The organism is Castellaniella sp., from assembly GCF_034674885.1.
In the GTDB taxonomy this organism is placed as follows: domain Bacteria; phylum Pseudomonadota; class Gammaproteobacteria; order Burkholderiales; family Burkholderiaceae_B; genus Castellaniella.
The window spans coordinates 205,344-219,924 of record NZ_JAUCDS010000002.1 but is presented as its reverse complement, the minus strand read 5'-3'; the positions used below and the strand labels follow the sequence as shown (position 1 = coordinate 219,924).

The 14,581-nt window shown below is 64.9% G+C and carries 16 protein-coding genes; 2 read left to right on the top strand and 14 right to left on the bottom strand.

Going from position 1 to position 14,581, the window contains the following annotated elements; translation table 11 throughout:
* Positions 1–49: 49 nt before the first annotated feature.
* The 7 genes from VDP74_RS02695 to orn are packed head-to-tail and all read right to left on the bottom strand — an operon-like array spanning position 50 to position 6,212.
* The gene (locus tag VDP74_RS02695) at positions 50–1,537 is read right to left on the bottom strand and encodes a sodium:solute symporter family protein (protein WP_322998077.1); all 1,488 of its coding nucleotides are present in this window, start codon (positions 1,535–1,537) and stop codon (positions 50–52) included.
* Complete coding sequence (locus tag VDP74_RS02690; RefSeq protein WP_322998076.1) at positions 1,534–1,719, bottom strand: hypothetical protein; 186 nt, start codon at positions 1,717–1,719, stop codon at positions 1,534–1,536. The genes VDP74_RS02695 and VDP74_RS02690 overlap by 4 nt, the downstream gene beginning before the upstream one ends.
* 24 nt (positions 1,720–1,743) lie before the next feature.
* Entirely contained in the window at positions 1,744–2,313 is a 570-nt protein-coding gene (gene pgsA / locus VDP74_RS02685) for a CDP-diacylglycerol--glycerol-3-phosphate 3-phosphatidyltransferase (RefSeq protein ID WP_322998075.1), read from the bottom strand.
* A gap of 44 nt (positions 2,314–2,357) precedes the next feature.
* Positions 2,358–4,181, bottom strand: a complete 1,824-nt coding sequence (gene uvrC, locus VDP74_RS02680; protein WP_322998074.1) for an excinuclease ABC subunit UvrC — start codon at positions 4,179–4,181, stop codon at positions 2,358–2,360.
* On the bottom strand, positions 4,144–5,190 hold the full coding sequence (gene nagZ, locus VDP74_RS02675; RefSeq protein ID WP_322998073.1) for a beta-N-acetylhexosaminidase: 1,047 nt from the start codon (positions 5,188–5,190) through the stop codon (positions 4,144–4,146). The genes uvrC and nagZ overlap by 38 nt, the downstream gene beginning before the upstream one ends.
* Positions 5,191–5,217: 27 nt before the next feature.
* Positions 5,218–5,652 carry a holo-ACP synthase gene (acpS, locus tag VDP74_RS02670; protein ID WP_322998072.1) on the bottom strand — a complete coding sequence of 145 codons (435 nt, stop codon included), beginning with the start codon at positions 5,650–5,652 and terminating at the stop codon, positions 5,218–5,220.
* A 14-nt stretch (positions 5,653–5,666) separates the two neighbouring features.
* Positions 5,667–6,212 (bottom strand): oligoribonuclease, encoded by a 546-nt coding sequence (orn, locus tag VDP74_RS02665; protein ID WP_322998071.1) that lies wholly within the window; start codon positions 6,210–6,212, stop codon positions 5,667–5,669.
* Positions 6,213–6,266: 54 nt separating this feature from the next.
* On the opposite strand from orn, the gene VDP74_RS02660 reads away from it, so the two are divergent.
* The gene (locus VDP74_RS02660; protein ID WP_322998070.1) at positions 6,267–7,511 is read left to right on the top strand and encodes a M48 family metallopeptidase; all 1,245 of its coding nucleotides are present in this window, start codon (positions 6,267–6,269) and stop codon (positions 7,509–7,511) included.
* Positions 7,504–8,403 (top strand): ribosome small subunit-dependent GTPase A, encoded by a 900-nt coding sequence (gene rsgA, locus VDP74_RS02655; RefSeq protein WP_322998069.1) that lies wholly within the window; start codon positions 7,504–7,506, stop codon positions 8,401–8,403. The genes VDP74_RS02660 and rsgA overlap by 8 nt, the downstream gene beginning before the upstream one ends.
* Here rsgA and VDP74_RS02650 read toward each other — a convergent pair.
* The 7 genes from VDP74_RS02650 to VDP74_RS02620 all read right to left on the bottom strand — a co-directional run bounded on the left by VDP74_RS02650 (position 8,397) and on the right by VDP74_RS02620 (position 14,535).
* Positions 8,397–9,131 carry a CoA pyrophosphatase gene (locus tag VDP74_RS02650; RefSeq protein WP_322998068.1) on the bottom strand — a complete coding sequence of 245 codons (735 nt, stop codon included), beginning with the start codon at positions 9,129–9,131 and terminating at the stop codon, positions 8,397–8,399. The two genes, rsgA and VDP74_RS02650, sit on opposite strands and share 7 nt — an antisense overlap.
* 141 nt (positions 9,132–9,272) lie before the next feature.
* Positions 9,273–9,644 (bottom strand): 50S ribosomal protein L19, encoded by a 372-nt coding sequence (rplS, locus tag VDP74_RS02645; protein WP_322998067.1) that lies wholly within the window; start codon positions 9,642–9,644, stop codon positions 9,273–9,275.
* 81 nt (positions 9,645–9,725) lie between these two features.
* Complete coding sequence (locus VDP74_RS02640) at positions 9,726–10,055, bottom strand: hypothetical protein (RefSeq protein ID WP_322998066.1); 330 nt, start codon at positions 10,053–10,055, stop codon at positions 9,726–9,728.
* A 144-nt stretch (positions 10,056–10,199) separates the two neighbouring features.
* Positions 10,200–10,841 (bottom strand): peroxiredoxin, encoded by a 642-nt coding sequence (locus VDP74_RS02635; protein ID WP_322998065.1) that lies wholly within the window; start codon positions 10,839–10,841, stop codon positions 10,200–10,202.
* Positions 10,842–10,955: 114 nt separating this feature from the next.
* Positions 10,956–12,767, bottom strand: a complete 1,812-nt coding sequence (locus VDP74_RS02630) for an acyl-CoA dehydrogenase (RefSeq protein ID WP_322998064.1) — start codon at positions 12,765–12,767, stop codon at positions 10,956–10,958.
* 88 nt (positions 12,768–12,855) lie between these two features.
* On the bottom strand, positions 12,856–13,785 hold the full coding sequence (locus tag VDP74_RS02625; protein WP_322998063.1) for an electron transfer flavoprotein subunit alpha/FixB family protein: 930 nt from the start codon (positions 13,783–13,785) through the stop codon (positions 12,856–12,858).
* Positions 13,786–14,535 carry an electron transfer flavoprotein subunit beta/FixA family protein gene (locus VDP74_RS02620; RefSeq protein WP_322998062.1) on the bottom strand — a complete coding sequence of 250 codons (750 nt, stop codon included), beginning with the start codon at positions 14,533–14,535 and terminating at the stop codon, positions 13,786–13,788.
* Positions 14,536–14,581: the final 46 nt, after the last annotated feature.

Genomic DNA, 14,581 nt, shown 5'->3' with positions numbered 1-14,581 from the left:
GCACGCGCCCCGCGAACCGCAGGCGCGGCCATGCGGCCGACGGCTCGCGTCACGGGGCACTACGGCTGCCGCTGGCCCCCTGGGCCGCCGCCATGAACTCGTCGGCCATGGCCTCTGGCGCCCGGGTCATCAGGCTGACGCCGATGAACAGCAGCGCGGAAACCGGCAAGACCCACACGCCGGCCGACAGGCCCAAGGGCCGGATACCGGTCGCGAACATGAACAGCACGATGGCGCTGCCGCCCAGAATACTGGTCAGCGCGCCGGCGGACGTTCCCCGCCGCCAGTAGAAAGCGCCGATGATGGCCGGCACCACGACCGCCAGGCCGGTGGAAGCCGCCACCGACAGCACCGCGATCAGATTCAGGCGCAGTTCGGCGAAGAGCAGCGCCAGCACGGCGATGACCGCCAGCACCCATTTGCCGAAACGCACCTGGCGCGCCTCGTCGCGATGCCCGAGGGCATGGGCGTAGACGTCGCGCGACAGCATGGACGACAGGGTCAGCATGATGGAATCGATGGTGGAGACCGCCGCCGCCAGGATGCCGATCATCACGATCTCCGCCAGGATGGGCGGCACCATGTCCGAACCCAGCAGGCGCGGGGTGGCCAGATCGGGCGTGGACAGGCCAGGCAGCGCAATCAACGCACTGAAGCCCCAGGTGACCGACACCAGGGTATAGATCAGGCCAAAGCACAGGAAGCCGATCAGCATGCGCCGCAGGGCCGACAGGTCCTTGGGCATGAACAGGCGCTGGCTGACCTGCGGATTGGACAGGCTGAAGAAGAACCAGGGCAGCGTCAATCCCAGGAAGGTGGCAAATGAGAAGAAGCCCGGACCGGGCACCGTGAGGACCTCGCCCGGCGCCTGCGCGAGGCGGTCGAACATGACGCCCAGCCCGCCCAGCTGATGCACCACCAGCAAGGCCACGGCTGTTGCCGACACCAGCATGAACAACGCCTGCAAGGCATCGGTCCACATGATGGACCGCATGCCGGCAATGTACGAAAAGATCAGGGCCACCACCGTAGCGAACACGGTGCCGGTGGTGAAGCTGATGGCGCCATGGCTCATGCCGGCCAGCAGGTAGCCCACTCCAGCCAGCTGCACGGCGGCGTAGGGGATCAGGAACAGGCAGTTGGTCAGCGCCGTGGATACCGCCACGGACTTGCTCCGGTACCGGTGGCCCAGCATCTCGCTGGGCGTGATGAAATCATAGGCCTTGCCCACATGCCAGAACTTGGGCCCGAAGACGGCGACCAGCGACACCCCCACGAAATACACGATCTCAAAACCGAAGGCCCCGACGCCCGCCTTGTAGGTCAGCCCCGCCAGACCCACCAGCATGAAGGCGCTGTAGGTGGTCGCGCTGTAGCTGAGCGCCGAGACGAAACCTCCGAAACGCCGCGCGCCCAGGAAGTAACCGGACATGCTGACGGACCGGCCATTGGTGGATTCATCACGCGCCAGCCAGGCGACGCAGATGGCGATCGCCAGGTAGACGGCGACGCCGATCCAGAGTGATGTGGCGCTCATTGGTCATGCCCCCGCAGATCACGGGTGGCGATCAGGTTCAGGATGATCACCAGCGCACCGACCAGCGTCCAGAACAGGAAGCTGCCGTACCAGGCATTGACGCGATCCAGGAACAGATACGGGACCACATAGCACAGGAGTGCCAGGACCCAGATGCAGGCGAGACTGAGTTTTCTAGTCATGACGATAGAGGATGAGGCAGCCGATCAGCTGCGGCGCTGGATTTCCGGCCAGGCCTTTTTCAGGTAATAGCACATCGACCAGACGGTCAGGATGGCAGCCACGACGATCAGGATGGAGCCGACGACGCGGGTGGACATGCCTTCGATGGGCTGCCAGTACAACAGACAGGGAATGGCGACCATTTGGGCGGCGGTCTTGAATTTGCCCAGGCGATGGACGGCCACGCTGCTGCTGGCGCCGATTTTCGCCATCCATTCACGCAGGGCGGAAATGGTCAGTTCGCGCCCGATGATGACCAGGGCGATCAGGAGATCCACCCGCCCCAGGTGCAACAGGATCAGGAGCGCCGCCACCACCATCAGTTTGTCGGCAACAGGATCCAGGAACGCGCCGAAGGCCGAGGTCTGGTTCCAGCGCCGGGCCAGATAGCCGTCGAACCAGTCGGTGACGGCAGCCACGATGAATGCGATGGCCGCCGCGCTGTCACGCCAGCCGGACACAGTCCAGGCGTCCGGCAGATAGAACAATCCCACGAGCAGCGGGATCATGGCAATGCGCAGCCAAGTCAGAGCGATGGGGATATTGAACGGCATGATAGATGTAATACTACCCCAAGCAGGTACCCGGCAGGCTGCGCTTAACGCAAGGCGTGATAAATGCGTTCGGCCAATTGGCGGGAAATGCCGTCCACACCGGCCAGTTCGTCGATGCTGGCATCCACGACCCCCGAAAACCCGCCGAAGCGGGCCAGCAGGTTCTTGCGGCGATGCTGGCCGACGCCTTCGATGTCCTCCAGGCGCGAGACATTGCGCGCCTTGGCGCGGCGCGCCCGCATGCCGGTGATGGCAAAGCGGTGCGCCTCGTCGCGCACTTCCGCCACCAGCATCAAGGCGGCGGATTCCACCCCCAGGGCCACCGCCGGCCGGCCATCGACGAAGACCAGGGTTTCCAGGCCGACCTTGCGGTGGTCGCCTTTCTTCACACCCACGATGCGGCTGACGTCCAGCCCCAGTTCCTCGAACACCTGGCGGGCCACACCCACCTGCCCTTCCCCGCCATCGATCAGCACGATGTCGGGCAGGGCCACGTCGCCGTCGGCCACGCGGCCGTAGCGCCGGGTCAGGGCCTGGCGCATGGCGGCATAATCGTCCCCCGGCTCGATGCCGGCGATGTTGAAGCGGCGATACAGGGAATGCTGCATGGCGTGGCTCTTGTACACCACGCAAGACGCCTGGGTAGCCTCGCCCGCCGTGTGGCTGATGTCGAAGCATTCGACGTGCAGGGCCGCCAGGGCGTCCGGGTCCGTATCCAGATCCAGTTCCACCGCCAGCGCCAGCGTGCGGGCTTCGCGGGCGCTGGACTCCGACAGGCGCTGGGCCAGTGCCATGCGGGCATTGCGCTGGGCCTGTTCCAGCCAGGTCCGACGGGCGCCCTGCGGGCGCGACAGGACCCGCACCTTGTGGCCGTGCTGTTCGGCCAGCATATTGACCAGGTCGGGATCCGGCAGAACGTGCGAGCAGACCAGGACCGGCGGCACCGGATTGTCGGCATAGTGCTGGGCCACAAAGGCCGCCAGCACGTCTTCCGCCGATTCGTCCTGGGCCTGGGTGGGAAACAGGGGCTTGTCGCCCAGATGACGGCCGGCCCGCACCATGGCCAGATTGACACACACCCGTCCGCCGGAGACCTCCACGGCGATGATGTCGGCGCTGTCCTCGCCCACCTGTTCCATGGTCTGCTGCTGCAGGACTTTTGCCAGCGCCCGCATCTGGTCGCGCAACACGGCCGCCTGCTCGAAGTCCTCGCGCTCGGCGGCCTCCATCATGCGTTGTTCGATGTCTTGCAGCACTTCGGTCGTGCGGCCTTCCAGGAACCGGATGGCGCGTTGCACGTCCGCCTGATAGTCGGCCAGGGAAATCTTGCCCACGCAGGGTGCCGAGCAGCGCCCGATCTGATACAGCAGGCAGGGACGCGTGCGGTGCGCGTAGACGCTGTCCTCGCACGTGCGCAGCTTGAAGACCTTCTGCAGGATCTGGATGGTTTCGCGCACCGCCCAGGAATTGGGATAGGGGCCGAAGAAATGCCCCTTGCCCTGGGTGCTGCCCCGGTAATAGACGATACGCGGGGCCTCGTGATCCGTGATGTGCAGATAGGGGTAGGACTTGTCATCCCGGAACAGGATGTTGTAGCGCGGCTTCAGGCGCTTGATGAGGTTGTTTTCCAGGATCAGCGCTTCGGCCTCGGTGCGCGTGACCGTGACTTCGGTGCGTGCCACCCGCGCCAGCATGTGCTCGATGCGCGGGCCGTGACCGGTTTTCTGGAAATAGGAACTGACGCGGCGCTTCAGGTCGCGGGCCTTGCCCACGTAGAGGACCTCTCCATCGGCGTCGAGATGCCGGTAGACCCCCGGCAGGCGCGGCAGATCAGCTAGAAAGGTTTTCAGATCGAAGGCTTCGGGCACGGAGATACCTGGGGTCGGACAAAAGCCCCGTCCAGTCCGGGGACGGACGGGTCGGCATCAGGCGACGGATGCGACGCACGGCCTGGGGATCCGGAGAACGCCCGTCCAGGGCCGCCAGCAGTTCATCGGCCAGATCGGGGCGGTTGCAGACCAGCACCATGTCGCAGCCGGCCTCCAGGGCGGCGCGGGCGCGAGCCTGGATGTCGCCGGCCACGCTGGCGCCTTCCATGGTCAGGTCGTCGGAGAACACCACGCCGTCATAGGCGAACTGTTCGCGCAGGATGCCGGTCACCCAGCGACGCGAGAAACCGGCGGGCTCGGGCGCCACCTGGGGATAGATGACGTGCGCGGGCATGACGGCGGGCAGGACCAGGTCGCCCAGCCAGCCGTAGGGGGCGGCATCCGCGTCCAGGATATCCGCCAGCGGGCGATCGTCCACGGGAATGGCATGATGGGAATCGGCGGCAACGGCCCCATGGCCCGGAAAATGCTTGCCGCAAGCCGCCATGCCTGCCTGCTCCAGCCCCTGGATCAGGGCGCGGGCCAGCAGGGCCACCACAGCGGGATCCTCGTGAAAGGCGCGGTTGCCGATCACCTGGCTGACTCCGTAGTCCAGATCCAGCACGGGCGTGAAGCTGAAGTCCACCCCGCAGGCCCGCAATTCGCTGGCCAGCACGAAACCGGTCTCGGTCGCCCCGTGCAGGGCTGCCTGGGGATCCTGGTCGTACCACTGGCCCAGGGTCCGCATGGCCGGCAGCGGTGTGAAGCCGTCTGTGCGAAAGCGCTGCACACGCCCCCCTTCGTGATCGACGGCGATCAGCAAGGGTTCCTGGCGAGCGGCATGGATGGCGGCGCACAGGGCAGTCAGCTGGGCTCGATCCGAGAAGTTGCGGGCGAACAGGATGACGCCGCCCACCTGAGGGTGCTGCAGGCGCAGCCGCTCGGCATCCGTCAGTTCCAGACCGGCAACGTCTGCCATGACGGGGCCCGGAGGTAAGAGATTCTGCATGAAGGTTCAGTGTCCCGTCTGTTGGATTCACATCGTTGAATTCGGCTCGGGCGTGGCGGGCAGGCCTTCGATGACGACGAAGGCGGCCACCATATCGGATTCATCGGTCATCGACACGTGAGCGCGCCCGAAACGGGCATCGTACCAGTCCTTCAGGGGGCCGGTCAGGTGGATTTCCGGCGCCCCGCCCCGACGGTTCAGGATCTGCACCCGCGACCAGGTCATGGGCATGTGGATGCCCAGGCCGATGGCCTTGGAGAAAGCTTCCTTGGCGGCAAACCGGGTGGCCAGATACAGGATGCCGCGCCGGGGATCGCGCGCCGTGCGCCGCGCGTGAACCTGCTGCTCATCCGGCCCCAGCACGCGCTGGACGAACCGATCCCCATGCCGGGCGTGGATGCGCTCGATGCGCGCCACCCGCAGCAGGTCGGTGCCGATGCCGGCGATGCCCATGCCTGCCATCAGATCCCCCTGTTCTACAGACGCAGAAAGTGTTCCCGATAATGCTTCAGCTCGTTGATGGATTCCTGGATGTCGGCCAGGGCCTCGTGTTTGCTGGCCTTGGTGAAGCTGCGGTAGACCTCGGGCTTCCAGCGCAGGGACAGTTCCTTGAGTGTGCTGACATCCAGATTGCGATAATGAAAATAGGCTTCCAGGCGCGGCATGTATTTCACCATGAAGCGCCGGTCCTGGCCGATGGTATTGCCGCACATGGGCGATTTGCCGGCCGGCACCAGCGGCGCCAGAAACTCCAGCAGGATGTCTTCCACCTGGGACTCGGTCAGGGTCGAGGCCTTGACCCGATCGATCAGGCCGCTCTTGCCGTGCGTGGACTGATTCCATTTGTCCATGCCATCCAACACCGCATCGTCCTGATGCACCACCAGCACCGGGGCCTGAGCGACTTCAGTCAGGTCGGGTTCGGTGACAATCAGGGCGATTTCCAGAATGCGTTCCTTTTCGGGATCCAGCCCGGACATTTCCATGTCCAGCCAGATCAGGCGCTGATCATTCGCAGCCATCACCTATAATCCTTTCAACTGAAAATCCGATTTTCGCATATTGGCCGGACGGACATGCTGACCTCCCTGTTTCTCGCCTGCCTGATCGGCGATCTGCTGATCCGCTACTGGCTGGCCCGCCGGCAAATCCGCCATGTCCTGGCGCACCGCGACGCCATCCCGAGCGCATTCGCCGAACACATCAGCCTGCGCAGCCACCAGCGCGCAGCCGACTACACCGCTGCCCGCTGCCAGCTGTCGATGATCGAACGCATCACCGAAGCCGTCATCCTGCTGGCCCTGACGCTGCTGGGCGGACTGCAGGCCCTGGATCTGGTCCTGGGGCGCCTGATCGAACATGAACTCTGGCGCCAGCTGGCGCTGGTCGGCTGCGTGCTGGCTCTGCTGGGAGCGGTCGGCCTGGCGTTTTCCGCCTGGCGTACGTTCGGGCTGGAAGCCCGCTACGGCTTCAACCGCATGACGCCGCGCCTGTTCGTCTCCGACGCCCTCAAGATGCTGCTCATCACCCTGGTGCTGGGCGGGCCCCTGCTGGCCGCCATCCTGTGGATCATGGGGGCGACCGGCACAGACTGGGCCTGGTGGGCCTGGGGTGTGTGGGTGACCTTCAACCTGCTGGTACTCTGGCTGTATCCCAGCTTCATCGCGCCGATCTTCAACCGCTTCACCCCGCTGGACGACCCGGCGCTCAGTCAGCGCATCCACGCCCTGGCGCAACGCTGCCATTTCGGGCTGTCGGGTCTGTTCGTCATGGACGGCTCGCGCCGCTCGGCGCATGGCAACGCCTATTTCACCGGTTTTGGCCGCCACCGCCGCATCGTCTTTTTCGACACCCTGCTCTCGCGCCTGAACGCCGACGAGGTCGAGGCCGTGCTGGCCCACGAACTGGGGCACTTCGCTCATCACCACATCCTGCGGCGGATCGTATTCAGCTTCATTACCGCAGGCATCTTCCTGCAGCTGCTGGCCTGGCTGTCGACCCAGCTGTGGTTCTACACCGGTCTGGGCGTCCTGCCCCAGCTGGGGCGGCCCAACGACGGCCTGGCGCTGGTGCTGTTCATGCTGACCCTGCCGGTGTTCACCTTCTGGGCAGCCCCCATCGCCAGCCTGCTGTCGCGCCGGGACGAGTTCCAGGCCGACCGCTACGCGGTCCGGCAATGCGGCGCGCAGCCCCTGGAGAACGCCCTGGTCAAGCTCTACGACGACAACGCCGCCACACTGACGCCAGACCCACTGCATTCCGCCTGGTACGACAGTCACCCTTCAGCCGCCGTGCGCATCGCCCACCTGCACCATGGCTAAGCTCGCGCTGCAAGGCCGCGTCATTGCAGCCCACGGACGCCACTACCGAGTCGCCATCGATCATACGGATCAGCTGCGTCACTGCTATCCCCGAGGCAAGAAAACGGGCATCGCCGTGGGTGACCAGGTGCGCATCCTGCCGGAAGGCGAACACGAAGGCGCCATTACCGACATCCTGCCGCGCCGCAATCTGTTCTACCGGTCCGACGCCCAGCGCAGCAAACTGTTCGCCGCCAACATCGACCAACTGCTGCTGGTGCTGGCGGCTGAACCGGAATTCTCTGATGATCTGCTGGGGCGCGCCCTGGTGGCAGCCAGCAGCGCCGACATTCCCGCCCACATCGTGCTGAACAAGGCCGACCTGCCTGCCACCGCTGCGGCCCGCACCCGGCTGGCGGCCACCGAATCGCTGGGCGTGCCGGTGCATGCGCTGTGCGCCCTGGACCCCGATCAGGTCCACGCACGCCTGGGCCCACTGCTGCAAGGGCGCCGCACGCTGCTGCTGGGCCAAAGCGGCATGGGCAAATCCACCCTGCTCAATGCCCTGGTTCCCGATGCCCAGGCTGCCACCCAGGCGCATTCCGTCGCCCTGGGTACCGGACGCCACACGACCACCCACACCCGCCTGTATACCCTGCCCGAAGGGGGTGAGTTGATCGATTCCCCGGGTTTCCAGGCCTTCGGCCTGCAGCACCTGAGCCCCCAGGAAATCGAACACGGTTTCCCGGAATTCGCCCCTGCGGTCGCCCAATGCCGTTTCTATAACTGCACGCACCAGCATGAACCGGGGTGTGGCGTACTGGCCGCGGTAGCCCTGGGCACGATTTCCGCCCAGCGCCACGCGCTCTACCTGCGCATCCTGGCCGAAAACGAGGCCGCCCGGCGCTACTGATCGCCGGTAGACACCCCGGCCGATGCGGCCAGGAAATAGTAGAAATTTCGAATCAGGACGGCTGTCGCGCCCCAGATGAAGTGCGACTGCCAGCGCACGGAAAAATAGCAGCGGCCATGGCCCCAGGCGGTCTGCAGCTGATGCAGGCGATGCTGCGTGGGATCCATCAGGACGCTCAATGGCACTTCGAAGACCTCGGCGACTTCGGATCGGTCGGCCCTGACCTGGAACCCCGGCAGCAATTCGCCCACCACCGGCGTCATGACGAAATGCGTGGTCGTCAGGAGCGCGGGCTGCACCCCCATGATCTGCACGAACTGCCGGTCCACCCCGATTTCCTCGCGGGTCTCGCGGATGGCGGCCGCCACGGCGTCGGCATCGGTGGATTCGATGCGCCCGCCCGGGAAACTGATCTGCCCCGCATGATCATGCAAATGAGCAGCGCGGCGGGTGAACAGGACGTTCAGCCCGGTGGCGCGCTGCACCAGAGGCATCAGGACGGCGGCTCGCCGCGCCTGAAGCAGCGCGGGATTATCAGGCAGGAAGGCCTGGGCAAACAGGGGTTCGACGTGCCAATCGACGGATCGCGCGAAGGCCTGGCGGATATAGTCCAGACGCAGGCAGTCCGGAGGCAGGGGCGGCAAAGCGATGCCCGGCAAAATGGGCTGGGCGGCCGGATCAAAACCTGCGGATCGCACAGGATCCGGGGAAGAAATCGGGAGCGTCATGACATCCAAAGGTAAACCGAACCACACATCGCCGCAAGCCCTGTCAGCGTCCCGAGTCGAGCGCCGCTGGCCCGTCGCGCAGCGCATCAAAGAAAAAGGCACCCGAGCGGGTGCCTTTTGGGTGCTGCAAGACCGCCGCGATCAGGCGGATTTGCGAACCAGCTTTTCCTTGATGCGAGCAGCCTTGCCCGTACGGCCGCGCAGGTAGTAGAGCTTAGCACGGCGGACATCGCCACGGCGCTTGACTTCGATGCCGGCGATCTGCGGGGAATACAGCTGGAAAGTACGTTCCACGGCTTCGCCGGAGGAGATCTTGCGCACGGTGAACGCGGAGTTCAGGCCGCGATTGCGGCGGGCGATGACCACGCCTTCGTAGGCCTGGGCGCGCTTGCGCGTGCCTTCGACGACGTTCACGCTGACGACCACGGTATCGCCCGGGCCGAATTCAGGGATGACGCGGCCTTCGGTCAGGCGCGCGATTTCTTCTTGTTCAAGGGTTTCGATGAGATTCACGGTAGCTCCGAGAGCATCTTGGGTACGGCTATGAAATGAGATGAATGCCGTAGCAGAGGATGCGGTAAACGCGTGATTATATCAGAAGCCGGCCACCGCACCCAGCCACATCAAGCCAGGAATCATGGCGGCCCACACCAGCACCATGAGAACGTCGCCCGCCAGGGCCGCCAGGCGGCGCCACCCGATGCGCGCCCCGGCCTGTGGCCGGTGCATCCGGACGACCGGCGCTGCGGAAACGGCTGTCGCCTGTCGCCGCGCGGCCGCAGCCGTGCGGGAGCGGCCTGCCAGCCGGCCGCCCCAGGACCCGCCCGGCACCCAGGGTCCCTGCAAGGCACCTGCCGTATTGAAGTACGGAAGCGCCGCACCGCGCCTGCTGCCTGTCCATGCCAAGCCGATTGATCCAGCCATGTCGAGTCTCCTGTGCGCCTGGCGGACATCCGCCAGAACTGTGATTTCATCCAGTAGTTGACATACTGTACAAAGAAACAGTGTTCAGCGCAAGAAAAAACGCCGACCCCGAGAGGCCGGCGCTTCATATGGCCGATCTGGAAATCACAGATCCGGCTGCGGGGTCGTGCGCAGGTATGGGCGCACTTCCTTGTAGCCCTTGGGGAATTTTTCCTTCAACACGGCCGGGTCCTTGATGGACGGGGCGATGATGACGTCTTCGCCCGGCTTCCAGTTCACCGGGGTGGCGACGCTGTAATTGTCCGTCAACTGGATGGAATCCAGGGCCCGCAGGATTTCATCGAAATTGCGGCCGGTACTGGCAGGATAGGTCAGGATCAGGCGGATCTTCTTGTTCGGATCAATGACGAACACCGAACGCACCGTGGCTGTGGTGCTGGCATTCGGGTGGATCATGTCATACAGCGTGGCGACCTTGCGATCCTCGTCGGCCAGGATCGGGTACTGGACATTCGTCTTTTGCGTGTCGTTGATGTCCTTGATCCAGTCGATGTGGGATTGCTTGCCATCCACCGACACGGCAATGACCTTTGCTCCGCGCTTGGCGAAATCGCCCGAGACAATGGCGGTATAGCCCAGTTCGGTGGTGCAGACCGGGGTGAAGTCGGCCGGATGGGAAAACAGCACCCCCCAACCATTGCCCAGCCATTCATGGAATTTGATCTTTCCCAGGGAAGATTCCTGTTCGAAATCGGGGGCGACATCGCCCAGACGCAGCGTAGCCATTGATCACTCCTGTCTTAAGTGTCTGCCGCCCGGACGATCCGGGCGACGAATTGGTTCAGACACTTAAGATTCTTGCAGAATATAGGAGGCTATTGAAATACATCTAAGTTATAACTATATCTGCGCCTGACGTACATATCGGTCCGCCAGACCGCCTGCCTGGATGGCCTCGTTCAAGGCAGCCGCCCGAGGCAGCACATGCGCGGCATACTGCACGGCGGTAGCGATCTTGTTGACCAGGAATGGATCCGTGGCGCCCGCCTGGATGGCTGCTGCCGCCACCTGCGCGGCACGCCCCAGCTGCCAACCGGCATGGGCCGTGCCTGCCAGCATCAGGCAGGGCACGCTGCCCGTGAACACACCGCGAATGTCCTCGCGGACATGTCCCAGGACGAAACCCACGGCGGCCTCGTAGGCCTGCGCGGCGTCTTCCAGACGCTGCGCAATCAGCCCCAGGGCGTCCGCATGCACGCCCGCCGCCGCCCGCAGCGCCGCCACCGTGTCCCGCATGCCGGCAATCTGTTCGCCTGCGACCTTGCCTGCGTCGCGCACGATCTTGCGGCCGATGAAATCATTGGCCTGGATGGCTGTGGTGCCCTCGTAGATGGGCAGGATGCGCGCATCGCGGTAGTACTGGGCCGCGCCGGTTTCCTCGATGAAGCCCATGCCGCCGTGCACCTGCACGCCCAGGGAAGCGACCTCCACGGACGATTCCGTGGAAAACCCCTTGACGATCGGCACGCAGTATTCGTAGACAGCCTTGAAGCGCGCGCGGTCGGCTTCGCTGGTCGCATGCGCGGCCTTGTCCCGATAGCTCGCAGCCACGTAGGCCACGGCCCGGGCGCCTTCGGTCAGCCCGCGCATCACGCCCAGCATGCGGGCGACATCCGGGTGGCGCACAATCGGCACCGGGCCGGCCGAGCCTTCCAGCGCATTGCCCTGGACACGTTCGGCGGCATAGGCGGCGGCATGCTGCAAGGCGCGCTCGGACACGGCCACCCCCTGCAGGCCCACCGCATAGCGGGCGGCATTCATCATGATGAACATGTATTCCAGGCCGCGATTTTCCTCGCCGATCAGGTAGCCGACCGCACCCTCGCCCACTTCGCCCTTGCCGGACCCATACAGCAACACGGCGGTCGGGCTGCCGTGGATGCCGAGCTTGTGTTCCAGCGACGCGCAGTAGACGTCATTGTGCTTGCCCAGGCTGCCGTCTTCGTTCACCAGGAACTTCGGCACGATGAACAGGGAAATCCCCTTGACGCCTTTGGGCGCGTCGGGCGTGCGGGCCAGCACCAGATGGATGATGTTCTCGGCCAGGTCGTGATCCCCATAGGTGATGAAGATCTTCTGTCCACTGAGGCGATAGCTGCCGTCGTCCTGGCGCAGGGCGCGGGTCTTCAGCAGCGCCAGGTCGGACCCCGCCTGGGGTTCGGTCAGGTTCATGGTGCCGGTCCAGCGGCCTTCCAGCAGCGGCGGGATGAAGCGGGATTTCTGTGCTTCGGTCCCGACCATGGACAGGGCTTCGATCACGCCATCGGTCAGCAGCGGACACAAGGAAAACGACAGGTTGCCGGCATTGAGGCTCTCGGTGACCGGCGCCGAAATCAGCTTGGGCAGCCCCTGGCCACCGAACTCGACCTCGTGCGGCAGGCCTTGCCAGCCGCCTTGCGCGAACGCCTGGAATGCAGCCTGAAAGCCGGGCGTGGTCCGCACGGCGCCATCCTGCCACTGCGCGGGCCGGGTATCGCCCGCCCGATTCAGCGGGGCGATTTCCTGCTCGACGAAACGGGCGTTTTCCTCCAGCACGGCATCCACGAGATCGTCCGAGACTTCCTCGAAGCCGGGCAGCGCCAGCACGCCAGGCAGGTCGGCAAGCTCGCGCAGAATGAAACGGATATCCTGGGTAGGGACCTGGTATGTCATGATGATTCCTGTGTAGAGCGGACCCCGGCGGCGGCCGATCGGTCAGCAAGAAAAGCGACGAGCCCCGCAGGGCTCGTCGCATCCGGCATCAGAGCGCCTTGACCAGTTCAGGCACGGCCTCGAACAGATCAGCCACCAGGCCGTAGTCCGCCACGCCGAAGATCGGCGCCTCGGCGTCCTTGTTGATGGCGACGATGACCTTGGAGTCCTTCATCCCGGCCAGGTGCTGGATGGCCCCGGAAATCCCGACGGCCACATACAGCTGCGGCGCCACGATCTTGCCGGTCTGGCCGACCTGCCAGTCGTTGGGCGCATAGCCTGCATCCACTGCCGCGCGCGAGGCGCCCAGGGCAGCGCCGAGCTTGTCGGCCAGGGGGTCCAGGATCTTGAAGTTTTCCGCGCTGCCCAGGCCGCGCCCACCCGACACCACGACGGATGCCGCCGTCAGTTCGGGGCGGTCGCTCTTGGCCAGTTCCCGGCCGACGAAGGACGACTTGCCCGAATCCGCCACCGCATCCACGGATTGGACTGTCGCGCTGCCGCCGGCTGCCGCCGCAGGGTCGAACGCCGTGGTGCGCACCGTGATGACTTTCTTCGCATCGACCGACTGCACCGTCGCCAGGGCATTGCCGGCATAGATGGGACGCACGAAGGTATCAGCCGATTCGACGGCGATGATGTCGGAGATCTGCGCCACGTCCAGTTTCGCAGCCACGCGCGGGGCGACGTTCTTGCCCGACGCCGTCGCCGCAAACAGGATGTGGCTGTAGTCGCCCGCCAGCGCCAGCACCTGGGCGGCCAGGTTTTCGGCCAATGCATCGGCCAGCGCAGGCCCATCGGCCAGCAGGACCTGGGCCACGGAAGCCGTCTGCGCGGCTTCCTGGGCCACGGCCTGGGCGCCGGAACCGGCCACCAGCACGTGGACGTCGCCCCCCAGGGCTGCAGCCGCCGTCACGACATTGCGAGTCGCGGCGCCCAGCCGGGCATTGTCATGTTCAGCAATAACCAGAACGCTCATTCAGACCACCTTCGCTTCGTTTTTCAGTTTGTCCACCAGGGCCGCCACGTCAGGCACGATGACGCCCGCAGAACGGCTCGGGGGTTCCGTGACCTTCAGGGTCTTCAGGCGCGGGGCCGGATCGACGTTCAGATCGGCCGGCGACACGGTGTCCAGCGGCTTTTTCTTGGCCTTCATGATGTTCGGCAACGTCACGTAGCGTGGCTCGTTCAGCCGCAAGTCCGTGGTGATGACGGCCGGCAGCGCCAGGCTGAGCGTTTCCAGGCCGCCGTCGACTTCCCGCGTGACCTGAACCCGATCGCCCTGGATTTCGACCTTGCTGGCATTGGTCGCCTGGGGCCAGTCCAGCAAGGCGGCCAGCATCTGGCCAGTCTGGTTGGCATCGTCGTCGATGGCCTGTTTGCCCAGCACGATCAGACCAGGCTGTTCTTTCTGGGCCAACGCGGCCAGGATCCTGGCCACGGCCAGGGGCTGCAATTCGGCATCGGTCTGCACCAGAATGCCGCGATCGGCGCCGATCGCCATCGCAGTGCGCAGGGTTTCCTGGCATTGCGCCACCCCGCAGGACACGGCCACGACTTCGGTGGCTGCGCCCTTTTCCTTCAGGCGGGTGGCTTCCTCGACGGCGATTTCGTCGAACGGATTCATGGACATTTTGACGTTGGCGATGTCCACGCCAGTGTGATCGGATTTCACACGAACCTTGACGTTAAAGTCAACGACGCGCTTGACCGGTACCAGGACCTTCATCGAGCTAACTCCAGATTGAAAAGAAAAGAGAATGCAGGCGCCGAGA

Excerpts from the sequence above, each read along its gene's own strand:
- acpS (WP_322998072.1), bottom strand. The coding sequence starts at position 5,652 with ATGGCAGGCATGGGCATCGCCGGCATCGGCACCGACCTGCTGCGGGTG.
- VDP74_RS02695 (WP_322998077.1), bottom strand. The coding sequence starts at position 1,537 with ATGAGCGCCACATCACTCTGGATCGGCGTCGCCGTCTACCTGGCGATC.
- VDP74_RS02650 (WP_322998068.1), bottom strand. The coding sequence starts at position 9,131 with ATGACGCTCCCGATTTCTTCCCCGGATCCTGTGCGATCCGCAGGTTTT.
- VDP74_RS02635 (WP_322998065.1), bottom strand. The coding sequence starts at position 10,841 with ATGGCTACGCTGCGTCTGGGCGATGTCGCCCCCGATTTCGAACAGGAA.
- rsgA (WP_322998069.1), top strand. The coding sequence starts at position 7,504 with ATGGCTAAGCTCGCGCTGCAAGGCCGCGTCATTGCAGCCCACGGACGC.
- nagZ (WP_322998073.1), bottom strand. The coding sequence starts at position 5,190 with ATGCAGAATCTCTTACCTCCGGGCCCCGTCATGGCAGACGTTGCCGGT.
- VDP74_RS02660 (WP_322998070.1), top strand. The coding sequence starts at position 6,267 with ATGCTGACCTCCCTGTTTCTCGCCTGCCTGATCGGCGATCTGCTGATC.
- orn (WP_322998071.1), bottom strand. The coding sequence starts at position 6,212 with ATGGCTGCGAATGATCAGCGCCTGATCTGGCTGGACATGGAAATGTCC.
- VDP74_RS02630 (WP_322998064.1), bottom strand. The coding sequence starts at position 12,767 with ATGACATACCAGGTCCCTACCCAGGATATCCGTTTCATTCTGCGCGAG.
- VDP74_RS02620 (WP_322998062.1), bottom strand. The coding sequence starts at position 14,535 with ATGAAGGTCCTGGTACCGGTCAAGCGCGTCGTTGACTTTAACGTCAAG.
- VDP74_RS02640 (WP_322998066.1), bottom strand. The coding sequence starts at position 10,055 with ATGGCTGGATCAATCGGCTTGGCATGGACAGGCAGCAGGCGCGGTGCG.
- pgsA (WP_322998075.1), bottom strand. The coding sequence starts at position 2,313 with ATGCCGTTCAATATCCCCATCGCTCTGACTTGGCTGCGCATTGCCATG.
- VDP74_RS02690 (WP_322998076.1), bottom strand. The coding sequence starts at position 1,719 with ATGACTAGAAAACTCAGTCTCGCCTGCATCTGGGTCCTGGCACTCCTG.
- VDP74_RS02625 (WP_322998063.1), bottom strand. The coding sequence starts at position 13,785 with ATGAGCGTTCTGGTTATTGCTGAACATGACAATGCCCGGCTGGGCGCC.